General features: G+C 60.7%; 22 protein-coding genes. 6 read left to right on the top strand and 16 right to left on the bottom strand.

All coding sequences use genetic code 11. From position 1 onward, the window contains the following. Positions 1–7 precede the first annotated feature (7 nt). Together JWU58_RS00225 and JWU58_RS00220 are read right to left on the bottom strand one after the other, a co-directional pair. Positions 8–601 (bottom strand): hypothetical protein, encoded by a 594-nt coding sequence (locus JWU58_RS00225; protein ID WP_038861173.1) that lies wholly within the window; start codon positions 599–601, stop codon positions 8–10. Next, positions 567–1307: an SURF1 family protein gene (locus JWU58_RS00220; protein WP_110599623.1), complete on the bottom strand. Its 741-nt coding sequence runs from the start codon at positions 1305–1307 to the stop codon at positions 567–569. The genes JWU58_RS00225 and JWU58_RS00220 overlap by 35 nt, the downstream gene beginning before the upstream one ends. 70 nt (positions 1308–1377) lie before the next feature. Between JWU58_RS00220 and JWU58_RS00215 the strand changes: the two genes are divergently transcribed. Beyond that, positions 1378–1581: a twin transmembrane helix small protein gene (locus JWU58_RS00215; protein ID WP_024015001.1), complete on the top strand. Its 204-nt coding sequence runs from the start codon at positions 1378–1380 to the stop codon at positions 1579–1581. 90 nt (positions 1582–1671) lie between these two features. Here the strand turns inward: JWU58_RS00215 and JWU58_RS00210 are convergent, their stop codons facing one another. The 4 genes from JWU58_RS00210 to coxB all read right to left on the bottom strand — a co-directional run bounded on the left by JWU58_RS00210 (position 1672) and on the right by coxB (position 6194). Then, entirely contained in the window at positions 1672–2559 is an 888-nt protein-coding gene (locus JWU58_RS00210) for a cytochrome c oxidase subunit 3 (RefSeq protein ID WP_024015002.1), read from the bottom strand. 25 nt (positions 2560–2584) lie between these two features. Next, on the bottom strand, positions 2585–3136 hold the full coding sequence (locus tag JWU58_RS00205) for a cytochrome c oxidase assembly protein (RefSeq protein WP_016772328.1): 552 nt from the start codon (positions 3134–3136) through the stop codon (positions 2585–2587). 261 nt (positions 3137–3397) lie between these two features. Then, positions 3398–4984, bottom strand: coding sequence for a cytochrome c oxidase subunit I (ctaD, locus tag JWU58_RS00200; protein ID WP_042609004.1), 1587 nt, complete (start codon positions 4982–4984; stop codon positions 3398–3400). Positions 4985–5066: 82 nt separating this feature from the next. Next, positions 5067–6194, bottom strand: coding sequence for a cytochrome c oxidase subunit II (gene coxB, locus JWU58_RS00195; protein WP_206421303.1), 1128 nt, complete (start codon positions 6192–6194; stop codon positions 5067–5069). 370 nt (positions 6195–6564) lie between these two features. Here coxB and JWU58_RS00190 point away from each other — a divergent pair, with 370 nt between their 5' ends. Beyond that, positions 6565–7215 (top strand): hypothetical protein, encoded by a 651-nt coding sequence (locus tag JWU58_RS00190; protein ID WP_024015006.1) that lies wholly within the window; start codon positions 6565–6567, stop codon positions 7213–7215. A gap of 123 nt (positions 7216–7338) precedes the next feature. On the opposite strand, the gene JWU58_RS00185 is transcribed toward JWU58_RS00190, so the two are convergent. The 3 genes from JWU58_RS00185 to JWU58_RS00175 all read right to left on the bottom strand — a co-directional run bounded on the left by JWU58_RS00185 (position 7339) and on the right by JWU58_RS00175 (position 10980). Beyond that, positions 7339–8865, bottom strand: a complete 1527-nt coding sequence (locus tag JWU58_RS00185; protein ID WP_122612893.1) for a SulP family inorganic anion transporter — start codon at positions 8863–8865, stop codon at positions 7339–7341. A gap of 90 nt (positions 8866–8955) precedes the next feature. Next, complete coding sequence (locus JWU58_RS00180; protein WP_016772323.1) at positions 8956–9684, bottom strand: carbonic anhydrase; 729 nt, start codon at positions 9682–9684, stop codon at positions 8956–8958. 237 nt (positions 9685–9921) lie between these two features. Next, complete coding sequence (locus tag JWU58_RS00175) at positions 9922–10980, bottom strand: PA0069 family radical SAM protein (RefSeq protein ID WP_206421302.1); 1059 nt, start codon at positions 10978–10980, stop codon at positions 9922–9924. Between the two features lie 271 nt (positions 10981–11251). Between JWU58_RS00175 and JWU58_RS00170 the strand changes: the two genes are divergently transcribed. Continuing rightward, complete coding sequence (locus JWU58_RS00170) at positions 11252–11527, top strand: hypothetical protein (protein WP_110644694.1); 276 nt, start codon at positions 11252–11254, stop codon at positions 11525–11527. Positions 11528–11585: 58 nt separating this feature from the next. Here the strand turns inward: JWU58_RS00170 and JWU58_RS00165 are convergent, their stop codons facing one another. The 3 genes from JWU58_RS00165 to JWU58_RS00155 are packed head-to-tail and all read right to left on the bottom strand — an operon-like array spanning position 11586 to position 15433. Then, the gene (locus JWU58_RS00165; RefSeq protein WP_206421301.1) at positions 11586–12887 is read right to left on the bottom strand and encodes a c-type cytochrome; all 1302 of its coding nucleotides are present in this window, start codon (positions 12885–12887) and stop codon (positions 11586–11588) included. Positions 12888–12899: 12 nt separating this feature from the next. Then, complete coding sequence (locus JWU58_RS00160; protein WP_130888816.1) at positions 12900–14684, bottom strand: GMC family oxidoreductase; 1785 nt, start codon at positions 14682–14684, stop codon at positions 12900–12902. 2 nt (positions 14685–14686) lie between these two features. After that, entirely contained in the window at positions 14687–15433 is a 747-nt protein-coding gene (locus JWU58_RS00155; protein WP_206421300.1) for a gluconate 2-dehydrogenase subunit 3 family protein, read from the bottom strand. Positions 15434–15712: 279 nt separating this feature from the next. Between JWU58_RS00155 and JWU58_RS00150 the strand changes: the two genes are divergently transcribed. After that, positions 15713–16360 (top strand): phosphatase domain-containing protein, encoded by a 648-nt coding sequence (locus JWU58_RS00150; protein ID WP_206421299.1) that lies wholly within the window; start codon positions 15713–15715, stop codon positions 16358–16360. A gap of 5 nt (positions 16361–16365) precedes the next feature. Here JWU58_RS00150 and JWU58_RS00145 read toward each other — a convergent pair whose 3' ends face one another. The 3 genes from JWU58_RS00145 to prlC form a co-directional block, all read right to left on the bottom strand. After that, positions 16366–18390 carry a M3 family metallopeptidase gene (locus JWU58_RS00145; RefSeq protein ID WP_206421298.1) on the bottom strand — a complete coding sequence of 675 codons (2025 nt, stop codon included), beginning with the start codon at positions 18388–18390 and terminating at the stop codon, positions 16366–16368. Between the two features lie 112 nt (positions 18391–18502). Continuing rightward, positions 18503–18793, bottom strand: a complete 291-nt coding sequence (locus tag JWU58_RS00140; protein ID WP_016772316.1) for a YheV family putative zinc ribbon protein — start codon at positions 18791–18793, stop codon at positions 18503–18505. Next, positions 18790–20868: an oligopeptidase A gene (gene prlC / locus JWU58_RS00135; RefSeq protein WP_206421297.1), complete on the bottom strand. Its 2079-nt coding sequence runs from the start codon at positions 20866–20868 to the stop codon at positions 18790–18792. Before prlC ends, JWU58_RS00140 begins: the two co-directional genes overlap by 4 nt. 62 nt (positions 20869–20930) lie before the next feature. Here prlC and JWU58_RS00130 point away from each other — a divergent pair, with 62 nt between their 5' ends. Together JWU58_RS00130 and JWU58_RS00125 are read left to right on the top strand one after the other, a co-directional pair. Further along, on the top strand, positions 20931–21476 hold the full coding sequence (locus tag JWU58_RS00130; RefSeq protein WP_016772314.1) for a gamma carbonic anhydrase family protein: 546 nt from the start codon (positions 20931–20933) through the stop codon (positions 21474–21476). 28 nt (positions 21477–21504) lie between these two features. Next, positions 21505–22155 (top strand): HAD family hydrolase, encoded by a 651-nt coding sequence (locus JWU58_RS00125; protein WP_024015022.1) that lies wholly within the window; start codon positions 21505–21507, stop codon positions 22153–22155. 99 nt (positions 22156–22254) lie between these two features. Here the strand turns inward: JWU58_RS00125 and JWU58_RS00120 are convergent, their stop codons facing one another. Beyond that, positions 22255–23346 (bottom strand): aminopeptidase, encoded by a 1092-nt coding sequence (locus JWU58_RS00120; RefSeq protein WP_206421296.1) that lies wholly within the window; start codon positions 23344–23346, stop codon positions 22255–22257. Positions 23347–23351 lie beyond the last annotated feature (5 nt).

Here is a 23351-nt window from a genome sequence, read left to right as displayed (position 1 = left end):
GATGCCCTCATCCGATGTTCGACAGTTTCAGCAGATGCCGCAGGTCGTTAAGCAGATCCTTGCCCTTCACATTCGGCTCGTAACGCAGCACCAGATTGCCGTGCGGGTCGACGATCCACAGCTGCGGCACGGCTTTGTCGCCGGTGGTCCTGGCGAACACCCCGGCATCCAGCGGATAGCGCTGCAACTGCGGATATTCACGGTCGAGTTTTGCGGCGTAATCAGCGCTCAGTGGTTGCGCGGCGGCGAGGGCGTGGCTGGCGCGCCCGGCTTCGCGGCCGAGGCTGATCTGGATCTGCCGCGCCAGATAAACCAGTTGCTGGCAATCGACGGCACAATCCTTCGGCGCTGTGACCAGAATCTGCCAGCGCTGCTCATCGGCCTGCACGCCGAGGTCGGCGCGGGTCTGGCCGTTGCCGATCAGCTCGCCGTGGTAGCTGCGTCCTTCCGGCACCCAGAACTGCAATTTGTACATGCCGGTGGCGAGCAGCATCGGCCCGACCACGCCAAGCACGATCAGCAACAATTGAATGCGCCCGCGCCGGCGGCTGGGAACGGGTTTGGCCTCAGACATGCTGGGTGGATTCATGACGCTTCCCATGGCGTTTCTCCTTTGCGTGGTGCCAGCCGAAATAGAGGTAAAGACCGAGCAGGGCCGTGGCCATGGCGAACCATTGCACGGCGTAGCCGAGGTGTTTTTCCGGGCCCATCGCGACTACCGGCCAATCGGTCTGGTAGCTGGCCGGGCCGGGTTCGGCGCGTAATTCGTAGGCGAAGCCGTCGCGCTCCAGGGTTTGCCACAATTTGCCCGGCTCGACGGCGGTAATGGTTTGCGGCCAGACATGGCTGACCGGATCGGCGTGCAACTGGAACGTTGCGCCGGGGGCGACATAGACCCAGGCGTCGAGCGTCAGCGCCTCGGCCGGTGTCGTGAATTGCGGCGGCACGCGCCGATCGGGCCATGGCAGCCAGCCGCGATTGACCAGCAGCCAGAGGCCGCTGCGTTGGTCCTGAAACGGTTGCAGCAATTCGACGCCGACCTTGCCGCCACGCTGGCGGTTGTCCAGCAACAGGGTGTGGGCCGGATCGAACTGGCCGTGCAGGCGCACGCGGCGGTAAGCCGGGTCGGCGCTGCCAAGCAGTTCACTGCTGGACAGCGGTTCGGCCACGCGACGTTCGGCATAACTGGCCAGCAGCGCGGTTTTCTCCGCGCCCCGGCCCAGTTGCCAGAAGCCCAGCGCAACCATCAGCGGCAGCAACAGCGCCACCACGACAGTGGGAATCACGCCCGGGCGAAAGCGCTTCATGGGCGCGCCATAAAGTCAGTCATCGCGATCGCTATACTCAAGTGCATCGCCTGTCCCCCGGAGTCTTGCCATGTTCAAAGCAGCGATCGTCCTGATGCTGATTGCCACGGTCGTCAGCCTGTTCAGCGGCCTGTTTTTCCTGGTCAAGGACGACAGCAGCTCCAATCGCCTGGTCATCGCCTTGAGTGTTCGGGTGGCACTGGCCGTGGTCACTGTCGGCCTGATGGCCTGGGGTTTCTACAGCGGCCAGTTGGTGTCCCACGTGCCGTGGTAGACGCGAGCGGCAAGCTTCAAGCGGCAAGCTACAAGTTAGAGGCCATCCCGCTTTGACTTGAAGCTTGCCGCTTGAAGCTTGCAGCTGCCGTCAAAGCACATAGACGAAGAAGAACAAGCCGATCCACACCACGTCGACGAAATGCCAATACCAGCTCGCCGCTTCGAAACCGAACTGGTGCTCGTTGTCGAAGTGGCCTTTCATGATGCGCATCAGCATCACGAACAGAATGATGGTGCCGATGGTCACGTGGGCGCCGTGGAACCCGGTAAGCATGAAGAACGTCGCGCCGTAGATGCCCGAGCCGAGGGTCAGGCCCAGCTCTTGGTAGGCGTGGATGTATTCCTCGGCCTGGAAACCGAGGAACGCGACGCCCAGCAGTACGGTGATCGCCAGCCACAGTTTCAGCGCGCCGCGATGGCCTTTCTTCAGCGCATGGTGGGCGATGGTGATGGTCACGCTGGAGCTGACCAGCAGGATCGTGTTGAGCAGCGGCAGGCCCCAAGGGCTGATGACATCCTTGGGCGGTGGGAACAGTTTCGGGTCGGGGTTGTTCAGCAACGGCCAGACATATTCGAAGTTCGGCCAGAGCATTTCCGACAGGCCCTTGCTGCCTTCGCCGGCCAGCCCGGGCGCGGAAACGACGCGGATATAGAAGAGCGCGCCGAAGAAGGCGACGAAAAACATCACCTCGGAAAAGATGAACCAGCTCATGCCCCAGCGGAACGAACGGTCCAGTTGTGGGCTGTACAACCCCGCGCGACTTTCCTTGATCACCGCACCGAACCAGCCGAACAGCATGTACGCCAGCAGCAGGCCGCCGACGAAAAAGATCAGCGGGCCGTGGGAATCCGGGCGTGCGGCCTTGAGATCGTTGAACCAGGTGGCGAGGCCGTAGACGGTGACGAACATCCCGAGCGTGGCGATGATCGGCCATTTGCTCTGGGCCGGGACGTAATAATGCTCATGAGTTGCCATTTATTGTTCTCCTTATCGGCCACGCTCAACCGCCAGTGTTAACAGCCACCGGCGGATGTCGGGCGGTGATATCGAACAGCGTGTAGGACAGCGTCAGGTGCTTCACTTCCTTGGGCATGTCGCGGTCAACGATGAAACGCACCGGCATCTCGATCTGTTCACCGGGTTGCAGCACCTGCTGGGTAAAGCAAAAGCATTCGGTCTTGTGGAAAAACGCCGCCGCGTTGCTCGGCGCGATGCTCGGCACCGCTTGCGCGCTCATCGGTTTGTCGGTGGGATTGCGCGCGATGAAGACCATCTCGTTCACCGCGCCGGGATTGGCGGTCAGCTCGTCGTGTTTCGGGTAAAAGTCCCACGGCATGTCGGCGGTGTTGGTCGAGAGAAACTGCACGCGCACCTGGCGCGAGGTGTCGACCACTTGCTCGCCCGCGTACTGGCCGCCGGTCTTGCCGTTGATGCCGAAGGCTTTGCACATCACGTCATAGATCGGCACCAGGGCGAAACCGAAGACGAACATCGCCACTACCACCAGCAGCAGGCGGGTGACGAGTTTCTTCAGCGAGATCGAGTCAGCCATGATTCATGCCTCCCTCGTGTTCCCTGGTGGCCGGTGAAGCTTTTGTGGTGAGGGGATTCATCCCCGTTGGGCTGCGAAGCGGCCCTGAATCCAGCGCACACGGTCTACCTGATGAATTTCGATTGCAGGTTTTGGGGCTGCTGCGCAGCCCAACGGGGATAAATCCCCTCCCCACAAGGGATCTGTGTACATCCACAGGAGATCTGTGAGCATCCACTGGGGATCTGTGCCTCTGCACACATTGCAAAAAACAGGAGGTGTTCATTTCACTTCCGGCGGCGTGGTGAAGGTGTGATACGGCGCCGGTGACGGCACGCTCCACTCCAGCCCTTCGGCACCGTCCCATGGTTTGGCCGGGGCCGGTTCGCCGCCACGGATGGTTTTGATGACGATGAACAGGAAGAAAATCTGCGTGGCGCCGAACATGAATGCGCCGATCGACGAGACCATGTTGAAGTCGGCGAACTGCAAGTTGTAATCCGGAATCCGTCGCGGCATCCCCGCAAGACCGACGAAGTGCATCGGGAAGAAGGTCAGGTTCATGCCCACGAACGACAGCCAGAAATGCAGCTTGCCGAGGGTTTCGTCGTACATGTGCCCGGTCCACTTCGGCAGCCAGTAATAGGCCGAGGCGAAGATGCCGAAGATCGCCCCGGGCACCAGCACATAGTGGAAGTGCGCGACGACGAAATAGGTGTCCTGGTACTGGAAGTCCGCCGGGGCGATCGCCAGCATCAGCCCGGAAAAACCACCGATCGAGAACAGAATGACGAACGCCACGGCAAACAGCATCGGCGTCTCGAAGGTCATCGAGCCCTGCCACATGGTGCTGGCCCAGTTGAACACTTTCACACCCGTAGGTACGGCGATCAGCATGGTCGCGTACATGAAGAACAACTCGCCCACCAGCGGAATGCCGACCACGAACATGTGGTGCGCCCAGACGATGAACGACAGGAACGCGATACTCGCCGTGGCGTAGACCATCGAGGTGTAGCCGAACAGCGGCTTGCGCGCGAAGGTCGGGATGATCTGGCTGACCGCGCCGAACGCCGGCAGGATCATGATGTACACCTCGGGGTGGCCGAAGAACCAGAACACATGCTGGAACAGCACCGGGTCACCGCCGCCGGCAGCACTGAAGAAACTGGTGCCGAAGTGGATGTCCATGAGCATCATCGTCACGCAGCCGGCGAGCACCGGCATCACTGCGATCAGCAGAAACGCGGTGATCAGCCAGGTCCAGACGAACAGTGGCATTTTCATCAGGGTCATGCCGGGCGCGCGCAGGTTGAGGATGGTCGCGACCACGTTGATCGCGCCCATGATCGAACTGATGCCCATCAAGTGGATGGCGAAGATGAAGAACGTCACGCTCTCCGGTGCGTAGGTGGTGGACAGCGGCGCGTAGAAGGTCCAGCCGAAATTCGGTCCGCCGCCCGGGGTGAACAACGTCGACACCAGCAGCAGAAACGCCGCCGGCAACAGCCAGAAGCTGAAGTTGTTCATCCGTGGCAGGGCCATGTCCGGCGCGCCGACCATCAGCGGAATCATCCAGTTGGCGAGGCCGACGAAGGCCGGCATCACTGCACCGAACACCATGACCAGACCGTGCATGGTGGTCATCTGGTTGAAGAATTCCGGCTGCACGATCTGCAGGCCGGGCTGGAACAGCTCAGCGCGAATGACCATGGCGAACGAGCCGCCGAGCAGGAACATGCAGAAGGCAAACCACAGGTACAGCGTGCCGATGTCCTTGTGGTTGGTGGTCAGCACCCAGCGCATCAGGCCTTTGGCGGGGCCGTGGGCGTGGTCGGCGTGACCGTGGTCATCGATGACAGCGCTCATGGCCGGTCTCCTTCACGAAAGTGGACGGGGCAGGCCGGGGCGCGCTGCCCCGACCGGTTCACTGAATACGCAATTGACCGGCTCATTTGCTTTCCGCCTGTTTCAGCTCCAGCACTTCTTTTGGCGTGACCATGTCGCCCTTGTTGTTGCCCCAGGCGTTACGTTCGTAAGTCACGACCGCTGCGATATCGACTTCCGACAGCTGTTTGCCGAACGCCGCCATGGCGGTGCCGGGTTTGCCGTGGTAGACGATGCTCAGGTGATCCTTGATCGGCCCGGTGGCGATTTTCGAGCCCTTGAGCGCCGGGAACATCGGCGGCAGGCCTTGGCCTTCGGCCTGGTGACAGGCCACGCAAGTGGTGTGGTAAACCTTGTCGCCGCGCTCCTTGAGCTCGTCGAGGGTCCATTCCTTGCTGGTCAGTTCTTTGAGTTGCGCGGCCTCGGCCTTGCGCTCGGCGAGCCATTTTTCGTAGTCGGCCTGTTCCTTGACCTCGACCACGATCGGCATGAAGCCGTGGTCCTTGCCGCACAATTCGGCGCACTGGCCACGGTAGAGGCCAGGCTTGTCGATGCGCGTCCAGGCCTCATTGACGAACCCGGGAATCGCATCGCGCTTGACCGCAAACGCCGGCACCCACCATGAGTGAATGACGTCAGCCGAGGTCACCAGAAAGCGCACCTTGGCGCCGATCGGCAGCACCAGCGGCTTGTCGACTTCGAGCAGGTAGTGCTCGCCCTTGGCTTCTTTGTTGTGAATCTGTTCGGCGGGGGTGGCCAGGTTGCTGAAGAACTCGACGTCCTGGCCCAGGTATTTGTAGTGCCACTTCCACTGATAACCGGTGATCTGGATATCGATGTCCGGCTCGCTGGTGTCGTACATCTTGATCAGCGTCGCGGTGGCGGGGACGGCCATGGCCACCAGGATCAGCAGCGGCACGATGGTCCACATGATCTCAACGCCGGTGCTTTCGTGGAATTTGGCCGCGACCTGGCCGGTAGAGCGGCGGTGCACCATCATCGACCAGAACATGGCGCCGAAGACGATGATCCCGATCACCACACAGATCCAGAAAATGGTCATGTGCAGGTCGAATACTGCGTGACTGATTTCAGTCGCTCCAGGCGCCATATTCACAGTCCATGCCGCGTTGGCCGGGCTGAAAATCGACCACAACAGGAGGCTCATCCAGACATGTGGATGTCGCATCATTGCGGGTTCCCCTTATCGTTCTTGTTATCCCGCCGGCGTATCGCCTGCGGCAAGGGAGCGGCTGCATCAGACTACGAACTTGAATCGCCGGGCCTTGCTGCGGGTGCAGTCGGGCGTCATCAGCTAACTCCATTCATTGGCGAGTATAGACAGCGCCCGGGAATTGCAACCTGAGCGCGTAAATGAGCTGAGACACCCGGCGCTTGCGTTCAAGTGCCCGAATGGAGAAGGATGCAGACGAGTGGTGGCGAATGGATATAACGCAGCTGCATCAAGGATGAAATAATTATGACAAATGCGTCTTAGCGTTTTTCGTAAGCCAGCTAAGTTATGTCTTCCCTATTTCATTGCCTTGTTTCCTGGAGTTTTCATGAACACCGCCGCATTGCGCGAGCAGATCCAAAAAGCCCAACAGCACGAAAAAGACACCGGCCTGCTGACCCGTCAGCTGGAAAGCAAGCTGCCTCACCTGCACCCGGCGATCCAGTTGCCGGAAGCCGACGCCCAGGGCGTGCTGACGCGTTTTGTCGCCGCCTACATCGATGAAGTACCGGACCTGCTGGATGCAGCCAATGAAGTCGCCAGGGAAGCAGGCATCGAATCGCAGATCAAACCGGTGCTGAAAATCGCCGAGCAGTATTTCCTCCAGCCGCCGGCGATCATGGCTGGGCACGTCGGCCTGGACAGCCTGCTCGACGAGGCCTATCTGGCACACCGCTTTGTCGAAGAGGTCAACGACCTGTACATCAAGCACTTCGGCCAGCCATTGATCCCCTTGGACATGACGGTCGCCAACCTGATTGCTCACCAATTGATCGGTGAGGAATTTGCCAACCAACTGGACGAAGCGGTGCATCACGCGATCGACGAGATGCTCAACGAGGAAAGTTTTGCCCTGGAATCGGTAGAAGCCTACCGCGAAAAACTCAGCAGCCCGGACACTGGCGCGGCGTGGAAGCGCTGGCCGTGCATGAGCCGCCGGTTGGGTGTGGGGCTTGAGCTGGATCAGCCTGCTGCCTGAGTCATACACAATCCAATGTAGGAGCTGCCGCAGGCTGCGATCTTTTGATGTTGTTTTTAAAAATCACGATCAAAAGATCGCAGCCTGCGGCAGCTCCTACAGGGGTCGAGTCAACCCGGAGATTTAAGCGGCTGAGCCAATCCCGGTATTGGTCCGAACCCGCCCCTCAAGCCGTCGCTTCAACCCACGCGATTCGATCAACAGCTTCGACCCCTTCGCCGCATTCGCCCGGCCCCATTCCTCAAGCAACTCGAGACACGAATGGTCGATGTAGCTCAGGTTGTTCAGCGGCACATGCACCGTCGTACCGTGGGGAATGCTGCCCAGCACTTGAGTCAGCGCCGGCACTTTGAGGAACGTCGCTGCACCGACCAGACGCAATTCCATCTCGCCGTCCTGCGGCAAATCGATCAGGCTGATCTTCAGGCGCGAAGCCTTGAATGCCAGCTTCAACATGGTCAGGCCGAAGCCGATCAGCACACCGGTGAGCAGGTCAGTGAAGATGATCGCCAACGCTGTAGCGGCGTAGGTGAACATCGGCATCCGCCCGTACCGACCCAGACCACGGAAGGCTTTCAGGTCGACCAGTTTGAAGCCGGTATACACCAGCACGCCCGCCAGGCTCGCCACCGGAATGCTTTGCAGCACGCTCGACAGTAACAGCACGAATGCCAGCAGCCACAGGCCATGGAAAATCGTCGAGTAGCGCGTGGTCGCACCGGCCTGGACGTTGGCCGAACTGCGCACGATCACCCCGGTCATCGGCAGCGCGCCGACCAGACCGCAGAGCATGTTGCCGACACCTTGCGCCGACAGTTCACGGTCGAAGTCCGAACGCACGCCGCTGTGCATGCGGTCCACCGCCGCGGCGGACAACAGGGTTTCGGCACTGGCGATAAACGCCACGGCGAACGCGGCTATCAGCAGCGTCGGGTCGGCCAGATTCATCAGGTCGGCCGGCTTGAGCCAATCGATCGCCTCGGCCAGGTTCGCCGGTACCTCGACGCGCTTGACCTGCAACGCCAGCATCAGGCTCGCCACCGTCGCCAGACCTACACCGAGCAATGCGCCGGGAATGAAGCGCAGCGAATGCGGGCGGAATTTTTCCCACAGCCACATCACCGCAATCGTCGACAAGCCGAGCAGACCCGCCTGCCAGCCGAACGACGGCAAGGCTTGCGCTACGGCCGCCGGGAACGCCGTGAGGTTGTCGAGCCCGGAAGGCTGCGGCTTGGCATCGAGCATCACATGGATTTGCGAGAGCACAATCAACACGCCAATGCCCGCGAGCATGCCGTAGACCACCGCTGGCGCCGTGACCCGAAACCAGCAGCCAAGCTTCAGTCGCCCGGCGACCAGTTGCAGAAATCCGGCGAGCAGCAGGATCGGCCCGAGCATCTCGACGCCATGCTGGCGCACCAGCTCGAAAACCAGCACCGCCAGACCCGCCGCCGGACCGCTGACCTGCAACGGCGAGCCCGCCAGCCAACCGACCACCAGACCGCCGATGATGCCGGTGATCAGGCCCTTGGCCGGCGGCAGCCCTGAGGCAATCGCGATACCCATGCACAGCGGCAGGGCGACCAGAAACACAACCACGGAGGCGAGCAGCTCCCGTGGCAACACAGCTTTCAATTGAGCCGCACGCATGGCGATTCTCCCGAAGTTTTCTTCAGGCGTGGCGAGGCCGGACCGCTGAATCAGCGGCCGGCGTCATACCACACAGATTGTTGGGAAGATTTAGAAGCGCGCTTTGGGCGTCGCCACAGGAATCGGATGGCTGCCGTCGAGAGGCAGGAAACGACCCTGGTCCGCGTCGTAAGCTTTGATTTCGCTGGTTTCGATGTTGTAGACCCAGCCATGGATGAACAGATGACCGTTCGCCATGCGCGAGGCTACCGAAGGATGGGTACGCAAGTGCTGCAGTTGGGCGATGACGTTTTCCTCGGTGAGGATCGGCATGCTGTCTTTTTCGTCGGTGCAGTTGCAGTTGTCGTGCACCATGGTTTTCGCGACTTCAGCGTGGCGCAGCCAGGCTTTGACCGTCGGCATTTTTTCCAGGCTGTCGGGGTTGAGTACCGCGCGCATGGCGCCGCAATCGGAGTGGCCGCAAATGATGATGTGTTGCACGCCCAGCGCCAGTACCGCGTATTCGATCGCGGTGGAGACGCCGCCGTTCATCTGACCGTAGGGCGGCACCACGTTGCCGACGTTACGGGTAACGAACAGATCGCCCGGCGAGCTCTGGGTGATCAGCTCGGGAACGATGCGCGAGTCGGCGCAGGTGATGAACATCGCCTTGGGCGCCTGAGCGGTGGCGAGCTTCTTGAACAATTCTTCCTGCTGCGGAAAAACGTCATGGTGAAAGCGTAAAAAGCCATCAACGATCTGTCGCAGTGCTGCATCGGCGGATTGTGCTTCAGGGCTTTGCGCCGAGGCAGCCAACGACTGTTTATCCTTGTCACTCATGATTCATCCTCTTGTGCGGATTCAGGGAGTCTTCCCCGGTATTCCGGTATGAAGCCAGTGGCTGTTTAAACCATCCGGGTCATCCCGACCCGTCAGTCACTCGATGAACAAGGTAGCCGCCGAAACTTAACTGAAACTGAATCAAACGCTCTAGAACGTGTGTTCCAGGTCACAAAAAACGTGACCGGCGTGTTTCGGCGGAAGGATTCCAACCCGTCAACCCAAAGCCAATTGTCGCTAAATCAACGACATCTGGCGACCCGGCGGACAGAAGGCCGAGCAGTCGAGGTTATAGCCCTCGCGTTTGTTCAGGCCAAGCTTTTTGATGGCCTTGGCAAATCTTTGTGCGAGCAGGTCGGCAAACGGTCCTTCGCCGCGCATCCGCGCACCGAAACGGCTGTCGTAGAGTTCGCCGCCGCGACTCTGGCGGATCAGGCTCAGCACATGGGCGGCACGTTGCGGATAGTGCGCCTGCAACCACTCCTCGAACAGCGGAGCGACTTCCAGCGGCAGGCGCAGCATCATGTAGGCAGCGCTTTGCGCACCGGCAGCGTGGGCCTCGGTGAGCAGGCTTTCGATTTCGCTGTCATTGATCATCGGAATCATCGGCGAACACAGCACGCCGACCGGAATGCCTGCTTCGCGCATCACCCGGATCGCGCGCAGGCGTGCCTTGGGCGCGGCGGCGCGCGGTTCGAGGGTGCGTTTGAGTTCATCGTCCAGTGTGGTCAGGCTGATCATCACCGACACCAGCCGTTGCTGCGCCAACTCCGTGAGCAAATCGAGATCGCGCAGAATCAGTGAACCTTTGGTGACAATGGTCACCGGATGCCGGTAACGCAGCAGCACTTCCAGGGTCTGACGGGTGATTTTGTATTCGCGCTCGATGGGCTGATACGGGTCGGTATTGGAGCCGAGATTGATCGGCGCACATTGATAGCCGGGTTTGCTCAGTTGTTCCTCGAGGACCTGGGCGGCATTGGTCTTGGCAATCAGCCGGGTTTCGAAATCCAGGCCCGGCGACATGTCCCAATAGGCGTGGCTGGGCCGTGCGTAGCAATAGATGCAGCCGTGTTCGCAGCCGCGATAGGGATTTACCGAACGGTCGAAGGGCAGATCCGGCGAGGTGTTGCGGCTGATGATCGATTTGGCCTTCTCGATGATCACTTCGGTGTTTTGCGTCTCTGGCACTTCCTGATACCAGCCATCGTCCTCGGCCACTGAACGACTCGGCGCAAAACGGTTGTGCGGGTTGGTTGCGGTGCCGCGACCGCGAGGTGGCAATGGAGTAGACATGAAAACGCCTCGATACTGTATATACGCACAGTATCGGGGCGATCCTCATCTGGCTAGTGCCTTCGGGCGAGTGGTTAGTTGTGGTTGTTCATGTCCGCTACGTTCGGCGAGGGGGGCAGCATCCAAGGCAATTTCTGATCGTAACCGACGTTCCTACAACTGTGTGCACATACACCCTGTCAGATATGACAGTAGACGTGGTGGCAAGCGCCGTCTTACGTTAAAGCCGGATGACCAATAGTGGCTTGCCAACCGGAATGGATTGAATGTGATGCCAATCAGAATTTTGCTTGAAATTGCAGACATGGAACGCGACGGAAGTCCCGAGGTTGTTTTTTATCATTACGGCGATAACGCCACCGAAATGATGGACTACGACTACGCGCTATTTGCCTCTTCAGCGCAGGCAAACGATCGCTATGACCTCCTTTCCGAAGAGGTTATCGATAGCGACGGGGATGGCGATATCGATAACCATGACAAGAGACTGTACTTGCAGTTGGCGGATGCGTTTGTGCAGTTCAGAGGTCTGAAGTCGACTCGATGAACACCGCTGACTCAACATGCGAGTCATGTCGTGCCAGCGGTCTGTCGACACATTTCGCTCAGTTATGCGAGGTGAGCTGCCCAAGATCGTCACCGGAGGTCTGCTTCATATCCTCCGTACGCAACTCGGCAACATCGGCAGCTTTCACCGGCGCACCCTTGTTGCCCCAGCTGCCACGAATGAAGCTCACCACATCCGCGACTTCCTGATCCGACAGGCGCCAGGCGAAACCGGGCATGGTGAAGGTCGATGGCGCGTTGTGCGTTGCCGGCAAAGTCCCGCCCTTGAGCACGATGTGGATGAGCGAGGTCGGATCGTCGGTTTGCAGCACCGGATTACCCGCCAGCGCCGGGAACACCCGGGTGTAGCCATGGCCATCGGTCCGGTGGCAGGCCGCGCAGTTGTCGATGTACACCGACGCGCCGCGTTGGCTGTCGTCACCGTTCCACAGCGCTTTGGCCACTTTCTCGTCGTACTGATGCGGCTGATCCGCTGGGTCATTGGCCGGCAGTGATTTGAGATAGCGGGCAATCGCGGTGAGGTCGGCGTCGCTCATGTACTGCATGCTGTGGGTGACCACATCGCTCATGCCGCCGAACACTGCGCTGCGATCACTGCGCCCGGTCTTGAGGAACTGCACCATTTGTTCTTCGCTCCAGCTGCCGAGGCCATCCTTGTGATCGCCGCGCAGGCTCTTGGCGATCCAGCCTTCCAGCGGCGCACTGCCGGCGAGGAATTCGCTGCCGTCCGCCGCGCTCAGGGATTTTTCCTGCATGGTCAGCGCACGCGGGGTGTGACAGGCGCCGCAGTGGCCGAGGCCTTCGACCAGGTATGCGCCACGATCGATCACCGGATCGGCCGACGTGGCCTGATAATCCTCGACCTTCGGCGCGAACAGCCAGCGCCAGCCCATCAACGGCCAGCGCATGCTCAACGGCCACGGAATGTCGCTGGCCTTGTTCTCCTGCGCCACCGGTTCGACGCCGTGCATGAAATACGCATACAGCGCTTGCATGTCGGCCTGGTTGACCCGCGCGTAGGACGGATAAGGCATTGCCGGGTACAACGTGCTGCCGTTTTTGGCCACACCGTGGCGCACGGCCTGGTCGAAGTCCTCGAAGCTGTAATCGCCCAGGCCGGTTTTATCCGGGGTGATGTTGGTCGAGTAGATCGTGCCGATCGGCGTCTCCATCGGCAGGCCGCCGGCGAACGGCTTGCCGCCCTTGGCCGTGTGGCAGGCCACGCAGTCACCGGCGCGGGCGAGGTATTCACCTTGCTTGATCAGATTTTGATCAACATCGGCCGCATAAATTGCAGTGCTGCCGAGCAGGGCGAGGGTGGCGATAACGAAAGTTTTCATGGTCATCGCTCCTTAAGCCTGCACCAGCGGGCCGGGGTTTTTCAGGTATTGCTCGCGGATCGCTTTCGCCGACCAGTAGGTCAGCGCCGCCACCAGTCCGGTCGGGTTGTAGCCCAGGCCCTGCGGGAACGCCGAGGCGCCCGGGACGAACACGTTGTGCACGTCCCAGCTCTGCAAATAGCGGTTCAGCGCGCTGGTCTTCGGATCGGTACCCATGATTGCGCCACCGTTGAGGTGGGTGGTCTGGTACGAGGCGGTGTTGAAGTGGTCGCCGACCTGCTTGCCGATCACCGCAATGGCTTTCGGGCCCATGGCTTGGGCGATCTTGCCCATTTTCTCGACCATGAAGCGGTTCATCTTGATGTCGTTTTCCTGCCAGTCGAAGGTCATGCGCAGCAGCGGCAGGCCGTAGGCGTCGCGGTACACCGGATCGAGATCGAGGTAGTTGCCACGGTAGGACTGGTGCGCGCCGTGGGCGTCCATCGACACTTGGTGGGTGTAGTAATCGGCGGTGGCGCGTTTCCACGCGCTGCCCCAGGCCGGAGTGCCCGGCGGGTTGGAAGTACCGGCAATCGGTCGACTGCCGGCCTGGTTGACCCACATCGGCGAGCCGCCGACGAAGCCGTGCGGGCCATGGTCGAAGTTGTCGGCGTTGAAATCGTCCACCGCCACGCCGTTGCCGCCGGCGCCGATGAAGTTGTTGGTGTGGGTGTCCTTGTCGAAGAAGGCCTTGATGGTCGCCATGTTCTGGTAGGCGAAGTTACGCCCGACCACGCCTTCGCCGCTGATCGGGTCGTAGGGTTTGCCGATCCCGGAGAGCAGCATCAGACGCACGTTGTGCAGCTGGAACGCGCCGAGGATCACCAGGTCCGCCGGCTGCTCGATCTCGCGGCCCTGGCCGTCGATGTAGGTGACGCCGGTGGCTTTGGACTTACTGCTGTCGAGGTTGACCCGCAGCACATGAGAGTTGGGCCGCAGCTCGAAATTCGGCAGGGGCTTGAGCGCTGGCAGAATGTTCACGTTCGGCGAAGCCTTGGAATACATGTAGCAGACGTAGCCGCTGCAGAATCCGCAAAAGTTGCACGGCCCCATTTGTGCGCCGTAGGGATTGGTGTATGGCCCAGAGGTATTTGCCGAAGGCAGGTTGTAGGGTTTGTAACCGACTTCTGTAGCCGCTTTGCCGAACAGCTGTGCGGATACGGTGTTCTTCTGCGCTTCAAGCGGGAACGGGTTGGAGCGATCCGCCGCGTATGGGTTGCCGCCCTTGCCCTGGCCGACCAATTGGCCTTTCACGGTCCAGGCTTGGCCGGAGGTGCCGAAGACTTTTTCCGCGAAGTCAAAAAACGGTTCCAGCTCTTCATAGCTGACGCCGAAATCCTGGATGGTCATGTCCTTGGGGATGAAGCTTTTGCCGTAGCGTTCTTCATAGTGGCTGCGCATGCGCAACTCGATCGGGTCGACACGAAAGTGCACGCCCGACCAGTGCAGCCCGGCGCCGCCGACGCCGTTCCCCGGCAGGAACGCGCCCAACTGGCGGTTGGGCAGGGCGATATCGTTGACGCTGTGGCGAATGGTCACCGTCTCTTTGGAGATGTCCTGAAAGAGCTTTTTCCGCACGCTGTAGGTGAGTTCGTCGATCACCTGCGGATAGTTGCCGTCGGGGTAGGTGTCCTGCATCGGCCCGCGCTCCAGCGCCAGCACGTTCAGACCCGCTTCGGTCAGCTCTTTGGCCATGATGGCGCCCGTCCAGCCGAAACCGACGATGACTGCATCAACCTTCTTCAATACCGTTGCCATGCTTACGCCCTCTCGCCGCGAATCGACACTGCCGGGAAGGGGTATTGCTCGTTGCGTTCCACCCAATCCATGAAATCGGCGCGGGCGCCGGGGAAACCGATCATGGTCCAGCCGACCATGCCTTTATTGCCACCGTGGATCGGGTCGCAGAAGAAACCCTCCTTGGTGTTTTGCAGCAGCAGATTGAAGAAAATCTTCGCCGGCACCGCATCGAACTGCGGCTTGCCGGCTTCGAGTTGCTTGAGCAAATCGTCTCGGGTAGCGCTGTCTTGCTCGGCAAATGTTTTACCGTTAAGACCTTTTACCCACTGATCCGTGGCGGCGATGCCGAGGCGATAGATGTCTTTGGGCACCAGTTTGCTTTGCCAGCCCATCTCCGGCGCAGCGTCGGCATTGAACGGGCCTTGCATGTACCACAGGGCACCGGCGGCGTACGGCGTGTTCATCTGGCGGTCGATGTATTCCGGCACGCCGGCTTCAAGCGCACCCGGGCCTTGCGCATCGTTGGGGATCAACTGGGCGACGGCGGCGTTGATGAACGCCCATTCTTCGGCGGTGAAAAAGCTCGGCTGATAATCACCGGCGCCAGCCGCGGCCGGTTTTGCTGCGGCCGGCGCAGGTGTGCTTTCAGGTGCGGCTTGCAGCACGCTGCTGCCCAGGCCGGTACCGGCAAGCGTGACCACCGGAATCAGGGTCAGGGATTTGCGCAAGAACTCACGCCGCGGGTTGTCTCGATCTTGATCAGACATGGGGGCACCTCATCAGGCATAGAAGTCAGCCGCTTCTGCGAGCAGCTCGAGGAATTTTGCGTCGCGATGACGAGGGTCTGTCCCGAAAAAGGGCGCCACGTCTGCAACATCATGTGACAAATGGTAGCAGGCTAAGCATCAAGAAAAACCGTTTTCCTGGAAAAAAGCCCGGCGAAGCGACGATTCACGTTTCTTTGACGACCGGCTCACGGCGCGTTGACCGCTCAAGAGCGAAGCTGCAATTCCTCCCATGAAGATTGCCGAAACGGTCAGCCCAGCATGTCTCGAGTGCGCTTTTTCCCCGCGTTATGTTTTTCGCTTGTTGCCCTGTTGCATGGCATTGCCGCCCGGGCGGCCGACGCCACGGCATCTCGCCCGGCCGAGTGGGCACAGCCGGTTGAGGCGCAGTTCAACCTGTTCCGCATGTCACCGACGCTGTATCGCAGCGCCTTGCCCAGCGTCAGCGCGGTGCCGCTGTTGAACGATCTGCATGTCGTTACCGTAATCAACTTCCTGCCTGATGCTGATAGCGACTGGCTCTCCGCGTCGGGCATCAAGCAAGTGCAGCTGCCGTATCGCACCAACCACGTCGACGACAGCGATGTGCTCAAGGCTCTGCGCGCGATTCAGTCCGCCGAAGCCGACGGCCCGGTGCTCATGCACTGCAAGCACGGTTCTGACCGCACCGGTCTGATGGCGGCGATGTACCGCGTGGTGGTGCAGGGCTGGAGCAAAGAGCAGGCGCTCAAGGAAATGACCGAGGGCGGTTTTGGTGACAGTCAGCATTTCCACGACAGCGTGCGCTACGTGATGCAGGCCGATGTCGATCGGTTGCACGAAGCCCTGATCAATGGCGAATGCAGCACCAGTGCATTCGCCATGTGTTCGATGAAGAGCTGGTTCGACTCGGCGCACGTCCAGCGTTGATCAGCTCAATCGGCTGGCGCAGGAAACAGCGCACTGTCGATCGGTTTACCCAAGAACGCTTGCAGCGCGGCGGGGAGTGACTGTCTGTCTCCCGACAGCAGGTGTTTGCGCAGATCCCGGCCCGTCTGTTCATTGAACAGACCTTCACGTTCGAAGCGTTTGAATGCCTCGCTCGCCAGCACACCCGACCATTTGTAGGCGTAAAGCGAAGCCTCGTAACCGGTGACCAGATAATCGCAGCTGTTGGCGAAGCGGCAGTAGGCTGGAATATGCAGGCCCGGGAATGCGCTTTGCACATCCGCCATCACTTGTTGAACAGTGCGACCGTCGCCGTGACTGCAATGCAGTTCGAAGTCGAACAGCGCGCTCAGCAGCAGCATCGCCGTCTCTCGGCTGCGCTGGATGTCGGTGGTGGAAAACGCGGCGTCGGCCTGCGTTTCCGACAGGCGCTCACCGCTCTGATGATGCGTACCCAGCCAGCGCAGGAATTGCCCGGATAGCGCCCATTTCTCGAACAGCTGCCCGACAAACTCCGCAGCGTCGCGGCTCAGTTGCGAAATGCCGGAAAGATTGTAGTGCGGCGAATGTGTCAGCACGTGATGCAGGCAATGGCCGAATTCGTGCAGCAGCACGCGCAGATCCTGATGTGCCAGCAGATTCAGCCCGTCGGCGGCGGCCGTGTAATTGCATTGAAGCGAGGCTATCGGCAGTGATGGCCGGCCTTCCGCATTGATCCGTCGGTTGCGCAGTACACCTGTCCAGGCGTAGTCGGCGCCAGCGGCGCGGTGGAACGGGTCGATGTAGATGAAGCCGACCGCCCGCTCATGCTCGCTGACTTCGAACAGGCGCACGTTTTCGTTGAAAGTCTCCAGGCGAATATTTTCGCTGATCCTGATGCCGAACATGTGCTCACTGAAGCGGCACAGGCTCTGCAGTATGGCGTCCAGCGGAAAAAACAGGCGCAGGTCCTGCTCCTCGCCGCCCAACTGCTTCAAGCGCAATTGCTCGGCGAGGAAGTCGTGATCCCACGCTTCTATCTGATCAATACCATACTGGCGTGCAGAGGCTTGCAGGTCATCGGTTTCGCGCGCAAGCGCCGCTGCATTGAGAGCGATCTGCTGCTGCAGAAAACGGCGGACCTGGTCAGTATCCACGGCCATGCGGTCGAGCAGTCGCAGCTGAGCGAAGTTGTCGAAACCCAACAGCCGGGCTTTGGCATGACGCGCCGCCAGCAGCTTGTGCAGCACCGGTCCGTTGTCGAAGCGGCCGGCGTATGGCCCCTGATCCGAAGCGCGGGTGCACCAGGCTTTGAAACACTCTTCACGTAAACCGCGGTGCCGCGCCCGCTTCATGACCTGATCGTAAGTGTTCTGATCGAGGGTCAGCCGCCACCCGGACAGGCCGGCCTTGTTGGCATTGGCGGCCAGATGCGCCTGCGTTTCGGCCGACAGTCCTGCCAACAGCGCTGCATCGTCGATGTCCTTGCTCCATGCCGCGTTGACCGATCTGAGATTGCTCATGAAGCGCTTTTCCAGCAGATCGATTTCGCCGTTCAATCGCGTCAGATCCGTGCGCTGCGCACTCGACAATTCGCTGCCGGCCAGGTGGAACCTGCGCAGGATTTTCGCCAGCGAGGCTTTGCGTGCATCACTGAAGCTGGCGGCTATGGAGCTCTGTGCCAATCGTTGATAAACCTGGAGCAACTGTCGATTGCCGGCCTTCGCAGCCTTGTAATGCTGTGCAGCGTGGGTGCTGAGCGCTTCCTGCGCCAACCACTCGGGATCATCGGCATGTCTGACCGAAAGGAATTCGATAATCGCCATGGTTTCATTCAGGCGTGCATCGGCTTCATCAATGGCAATGACCACGTCGTCCCAGTTGGGATGATCGACTTGAGTGGCGATGACGTTTTCGATGATCAGCTGGTTGTCGGCAACGATGCGCTCGACTGCCGGCAGCAGATGTTCGGCGCGTATCGCCGACCAGGGCGGCAACTGCCATTGTTGCAGGAGTGGGTTGGTGTCAGGCATGGCGTCTTCCGTGAGAGAGGGCTGGATTGACCAGCCTAATCACGAAGCGCGGGGCGAGGTGGTAGATAGTTACCGCCACCTGACGACGATCATCGGCAGGTGGCGGTAGTTGTCACTGTTGCTCGTCGGGCTTTTTCTTCAACTTGGGGTTGGGGAAGAACTGCACGGCCTGGACCTTTTTGTCGGCGGCAGGCTTCAGCGCACTGGTATTGACCCGCGTGCCCAGTTCTTTGGGCACCGACAGGCCCTGCTCGTTGAGGGTGTCGGAGTAGCCGCAAGCCACGCATTCGCGGTGCGGCACGCCGTCTTCGTTCCACATCATCAACTTGTCCGGCTCGCTGCACGCCGGGCAGACCGCACCGGCGATAAAGCGCTTCTTGGTGATCACAGGGCCGTCGCTCATGCTGCCGCGTCCTCACTCAGGCCGCTGTGGCGCAACAGCGCGTCGATCGACGGCTCACGGCCACGGAAGTCGACGAACAGCACCATCGGTGCCTGCGAGCCGCCGCGCGCCAGAATCGCCTCGCGGAACGCCCGACCGGTGTCGGCGTTGAGCACGCCGTCTTCCTCGAATTTCGAGAAGGCGTCGGCGGACAGCACTTCAGCCCACTTGTAGCTGTAGTAACCCGCCGCGTAACCACCAGCGAAGATGTGCGCAAAGCTGTTGGGGAAGCGGTTGTAAGCCGGTGGACGCATCACCGACACCTCGTCACGCACGCCCTCGAGCACTTGCGCCACGCTACGGCCATCGCCATGGGTGGCATGCAGTTCGAAGTCGAACAGCGAAAACTCCAGCTGACGCACCATCATCAGGCCGGACTGGAAGTTCTTCGCCGCGAGCATTTTTTCCAGCAGATCCTGCGGCAGTGGCTCGCCGGTCTCGTAGTGGCCGGAAATCAGCGCCAGGCCTTCCGGCTCCCAGCACCAGTTTTCCATGAACTGGCTCGGCAGCTCGACCGCGTCCCAGGCCACGCCGTTGATGCCGGATACGCCAGCGTGTTCGACGCGGGTCAGCAGGTGATGCAGGCCGTGGCCGAACTCGTGGAACAGGGTGGTCACTTCATCATGGGTCAGCAGCGCAGGCTTGCCGCTGTCGGCCGGGGTGAAGTTGCACACCAGATTGGCGACCGGGCTTTGCAGCACTCCGTCGACGGTGCGACGACGGTCGCGGGCGCCATCCATCCACGCGCCGCCACGCTTGTTGGCGCGGGCATACAGGTCGAAGAAGAAGCGGCCGACGTGCTGGCCGTTTTCCTTGATCTCGAACAGGCGGACGTCCGGGTGCCAAGTGTCGAAGCCTTTCTGCTCGGCGATCTCGATGCCGTACAAACGCTGGACGATGGCGAACAGGCCGCTGAGGACTTTGTCGATCGGGAAGTAGGCTCGCAGGGTTTCCTGAGCGACGCTGTAGCGTTGCTCGCGAAGTTTTTCACCGTAGAAACCGCTGTCCCAGCTTTGCAGATCGGCGCAGCCCTGTTCGGCAGCGTAAGCGCGCAGCTGTTGCAGATCCTGCGCGGCGAACGGCTTGCTGCGTTGGGCCAGATCGCGCAGGAAGCTCAGCACCTGATCGCTGGATTCGGCCATTTTCGTCGCCAGACTCAGTTCGGCGAAACTGGCGAAACCCAGCAGTCGGGCCAGTTCCTGACGCAGGGCGAGGATCTCTTCCATCACCGGACCGTTGTCGTTCTGGCCAGCATTCGGGCCTTGATCCGAGGCACGGGTGCAGTAGGCGGCGTAGACTTCTTCGCGCAGCGCACGGTCTTGCGCGTAGGTCATCACCGCGTAATAGCTGGGGAATTCCAGGGTGATCAGCCAGCCGTCGAGGCCTTTGGCCTGGGCTGCGGCAGCCATCTGCGCCTTGGCCGAATCGGTCAGGCCGGCAAGGGCGGCTTCGTCGGTAATGTGCTTGGTCCACGCCTGCGTGGCATCGAGCAACTGGTTGGAGAAGCGGCTTCCGAGCTCGGACAGTTTGCTCTGCACTTCGGCGTAACGTTTCTGCTCGGCTTCCGGCAGATCGATACCCGACAGACGGAAATCGCGCAGGGCGTGTTCCAGAATGGTTTTTTGCGCGACGTCGAAACTGGCAGCTTCCGGACTGTTGGCCAACGCTTCATACGCCTGGAACAGTTCGCGGTTCTGGCCCATTTCGGTGGAGTAGGCGCTCAGGGCCGGCAGGCACGACTCGTAGGCTTCGCGCAATTCGGCGCTGTTGCACACGGCGTTAAGATGGCTGACCGGGCTCCACGCCGCACCGAGACGATCATTGAGTTCGTCCATCGCCAGCACCAGACCGGCCCAGGTCGGGTTCTTGCCCTGGGTCTTGAGGATTTCGGCGATGGCGGCGCGGTTGTCCGCGAGGATGGTTTCGATGGCGGGCAGGACGTGTTCGGCACGGATCGTGGAGAACGGCGGCAGGTCGTAGGACTGCAAAAGAGGGTTGTTCACGCTCACGGTTGGCACCTTGGCTGGAAGAAACATGCGCCCATCTTAATTACAATCGACACTCACCGCAGCTATCGGCGACAGAGAGAGAACTAATCGTGTCCCTTCGCAAATACCAGAATCACACCCCCCGCCTGAGCAACGGCGCATTCGTCGACGGTTCGGCGGTGGTGATCGGCGACGTCGAAATTGGCGCAGACAGCTCGGTCTGGCCGCTGACGGTGATCCGTGGCGACATGCACCGCATCCGCATCGGTGCGCGCACCAGCGTGCAGGATGGCTGCGTGCTGCACATCACCCACGCCGGCCCGTTCAACCCGGACGGTTTTCCATTGCTGATCGGCGATGACGTGACCATCGCCCACAAGGTCATGCTGCACGGCTGCACCGTTGGCAGCCGCGTGTTGATCGGCATGGGCAGCATCGTCATGGACGGTGCCGTGGTCGAGGACGACGTGATCATCGGCGCCGGCAGCCTGGTGCCGCCGGGCAAGCGCCTGCAGAGCGGCTTCCTGTATGTCGGCAGCCCGGTCAAGCAAGTGCGCCCGCTGACCGATAAGGAAAACGCCTTCTTTACGTACAGCGCGGCGAACTACGTCAAGCTCAAGGACCTGCATCTGGCCGAAGGCTACGACCAGCTCTGAATCGCCTTACACCTGCTCGGGAATTTCCATGCATTACCAGACTGTACTGTTCGACCTCGATGGCACCCTGACCGACCCGCGTGAGGGCATCACCCGCTCAATTCAATTTGCCTTGGCCAATCTCGGCATCGACGAACCGGATCTGAGCAAACTGGAACACTTCATCGGCCCGCCGCTGCTGCAAGCGTTCATGCAGTTCTACGACTTCGACGAGGCCAAGGCCTGGGAAGCGGTGAATTTCTATCGCGAGCGCTTCAAGGTCACCGGGCTCTACGAGAATCGGGTGTTCGACGGGGTCACGCCGTTGCTGGAAACCTTGAGCGGGCAGGGGCGGCAGTTGTACATCGCCACCTCCAAACCGTGGGTGTTCGCCCGCGAGATCGCCCGGCACTTCGACTTCGCCCGCCACTTCAAAGTGATCTACGGCAGCGAACTGGATGGCACGCGGACCAACAAGGTTGAGCTGATTGCGCACTTGCTTGAGGAAGAACGCCTGGACCCCGCGCAGACCCTGATGATCGGCGATCGCAAGCACGACCTGATCGGCGCGCGCAGCAATGGCCTGGATGCGGCGGCGGTGGGCTATGGGTTCGGCAGTTTTGAAGAACTGAATGCCGAGGCGCCGGCTTATCACTTTGAAACCTTGGACGAGTTACATCAGGCGTTTTTGCAGCGCTGAGCAGATGGTTATCGCCGGCAAGCCAGCTCCCACAGGATAGCGATTCTTCAGGCTCACCGCTGTCCCTGTGGGAGCTGGCTTGCCAGCGATGAGGCCCGTTCAGCCGCTGGAGGACTCAGGAACTGCCAAGGCCCTCAAAGCCGCCTTACGCTCATCAACCGGCAACCGTCCCAACCGCTCGACCTCGGCATAAAACCTCAACCAATCCTCACCCACCTGCCTGAACACCGCCGCAAACGCCGGCACCCACTGGTCATACAGCCCGAACGGCAACAACCGCGCGTTGTTCAGTGGCGCATTGACCCAGGCGTCATAGCGCTTGTCCCCAGCCCACTGACTGTCGCGCATGACCCGATACTCCCGGCGCAAGCGCTCGAATTCAGCTGCTTTGCGCTCACGCATCTGCTCAACCGACAGCGGCTGCGCATACAGCGTCTCCAGCCGTGAGCGCGTGTCGAGTACCAGACCGATGAACTGGTCACGCTGCTTGAGCCTCGCATCCGACTCCGCCGGCAGCCCGCGGAACGCGCGCCATTGCCGCGTGCCTTCCTGCTCGACGAAGGTGGCGAAAGACTCGTTGAATTCAGTGTCGTCCTTCACATAGAACTTCTGGTGCGCCAGTTCATGAAAGATCAACGTGGCCAGCCGTTCGTCGCCCCAGCCCATCATCGAATTGAGAATCGGGTCATTGAACCAGCCGAGCGTCGAGTACGCCTCGACCCCGCCGATCGACACGTCCATGCCCTGCAAGCGCTGAAGCGCCGCTTCGCCACGGGCGGCGCTCTGGCTGTAGTAGCCGCGATAGGCCACGCAGCCGGCAATCGGGAAGCAGTGATTGTGCGGGGTCAGGGAAAACTCTGCGGTGGCGAACACGTTCCACACCACGAACGGGCGACCGATGTCGGCGTACAGACGATAGCTCTGGTTGTCCGGCAAGTGCAGATGCTCGCTGGCGAACGTGCGGGCCTTTTGTGATTGAGCCAGATGCGCGCGCAATCTGGCATCGCGGCTGGGGTCGGCAATGACTTTTTCGACCGGCTCCCGTGCGCGCAGTAATTGCAGTTGGCCGCTGGCCAACTGGCTGTAATAGCTGACGCTGGTGCAACCGTTGAGCAACAAAAACAACACACCCGGAAACAAAATCGGAAAAACGCGATCAAGTAACCCAAGGCTGGAAAACGGCCTGATCAAAATAA

Source organism: Pseudomonas atacamensis, from assembly GCF_017167965.1.
In the GTDB taxonomy this organism is placed as follows: Bacteria; Pseudomonadota; Gammaproteobacteria; order Pseudomonadales; family Pseudomonadaceae; genus Aquipseudomonas; species Aquipseudomonas atacamensis.
This window is presented reverse-complemented; position numbering and strand designations above follow the sequence as displayed.

Coding starts and splice junctions, on each gene's coding strand:
- JWU58_RS00225 (WP_038861173.1), bottom strand. CDS start 601: ATGGGAAGCGTCATGAATCCACCCAGCATGTCTGAGGCCAAACCCGTT.
- JWU58_RS00220 (WP_110599623.1), bottom strand. CDS start 1,307: ATGAAGCGCTTTCGCCCGGGCGTGATTCCCACTGTCGTGGTGGCGCTG.
- JWU58_RS00215 (WP_024015001.1), top strand. CDS start 1,378: ATGTTCAAAGCAGCGATCGTCCTGATGCTGATTGCCACGGTCGTCAGC.
- JWU58_RS00210 (WP_024015002.1), bottom strand. CDS start 2,559: ATGGCAACTCATGAGCATTATTACGTCCCGGCCCAGAGCAAATGGCCG.
- JWU58_RS00205 (WP_016772328.1), bottom strand. CDS start 3,136: ATGGCTGACTCGATCTCGCTGAAGAAACTCGTCACCCGCCTGCTGCTG.
- ctaD (WP_042609004.1), bottom strand. CDS start 4,984: ATGAGCGCTGTCATCGATGACCACGGTCACGCCGACCACGCCCACGGC.
- coxB (WP_206421303.1), bottom strand. CDS start 6,194: ATGATGCGACATCCACATGTCTGGATGAGCCTCCTGTTGTGGTCGATT.
- JWU58_RS00190 (WP_024015006.1), top strand. CDS start 6,565: ATGAACACCGCCGCATTGCGCGAGCAGATCCAAAAAGCCCAACAGCAC.
- JWU58_RS00185 (WP_122612893.1), bottom strand. CDS start 8,865: ATGCGTGCGGCTCAATTGAAAGCTGTGTTGCCACGGGAGCTGCTCGCC.
- JWU58_RS00180 (WP_016772323.1), bottom strand. CDS start 9,684: ATGAGTGACAAGGATAAACAGTCGTTGGCTGCCTCGGCGCAAAGCCCT.
- JWU58_RS00175 (WP_206421302.1), bottom strand. CDS start 10,980: ATGTCTACTCCATTGCCACCTCGCGGTCGCGGCACCGCAACCAACCCG.
- JWU58_RS00170 (WP_110644694.1), top strand. CDS start 11,252: ATGCCAATCAGAATTTTGCTTGAAATTGCAGACATGGAACGCGACGGA.
- JWU58_RS00165 (WP_206421301.1), bottom strand. CDS start 12,887: ATGAAAACTTTCGTTATCGCCACCCTCGCCCTGCTCGGCAGCACTGCA.
- JWU58_RS00160 (WP_130888816.1), bottom strand. CDS start 14,684: ATGGCAACGGTATTGAAGAAGGTTGATGCAGTCATCGTCGGTTTCGGC.
- JWU58_RS00155 (WP_206421300.1), bottom strand. CDS start 15,433: ATGTCTGATCAAGATCGAGACAACCCGCGGCGTGAGTTCTTGCGCAAA.
- JWU58_RS00150 (WP_206421299.1), top strand. CDS start 15,713: ATGTCTCGAGTGCGCTTTTTCCCCGCGTTATGTTTTTCGCTTGTTGCC.
- JWU58_RS00145 (WP_206421298.1), bottom strand. CDS start 18,390: ATGCCTGACACCAACCCACTCCTGCAACAATGGCAGTTGCCGCCCTGG.
- JWU58_RS00140 (WP_016772316.1), bottom strand. CDS start 18,793: ATGAGCGACGGCCCTGTGATCACCAAGAAGCGCTTTATCGCCGGTGCG.
- prlC (WP_206421297.1), bottom strand. CDS start 20,868: ATGTTTCTTCCAGCCAAGGTGCCAACCGTGAGCGTGAACAACCCTCTT.
- JWU58_RS00125 (WP_024015022.1), top strand. CDS start 21,505: ATGCATTACCAGACTGTACTGTTCGACCTCGATGGCACCCTGACCGAC.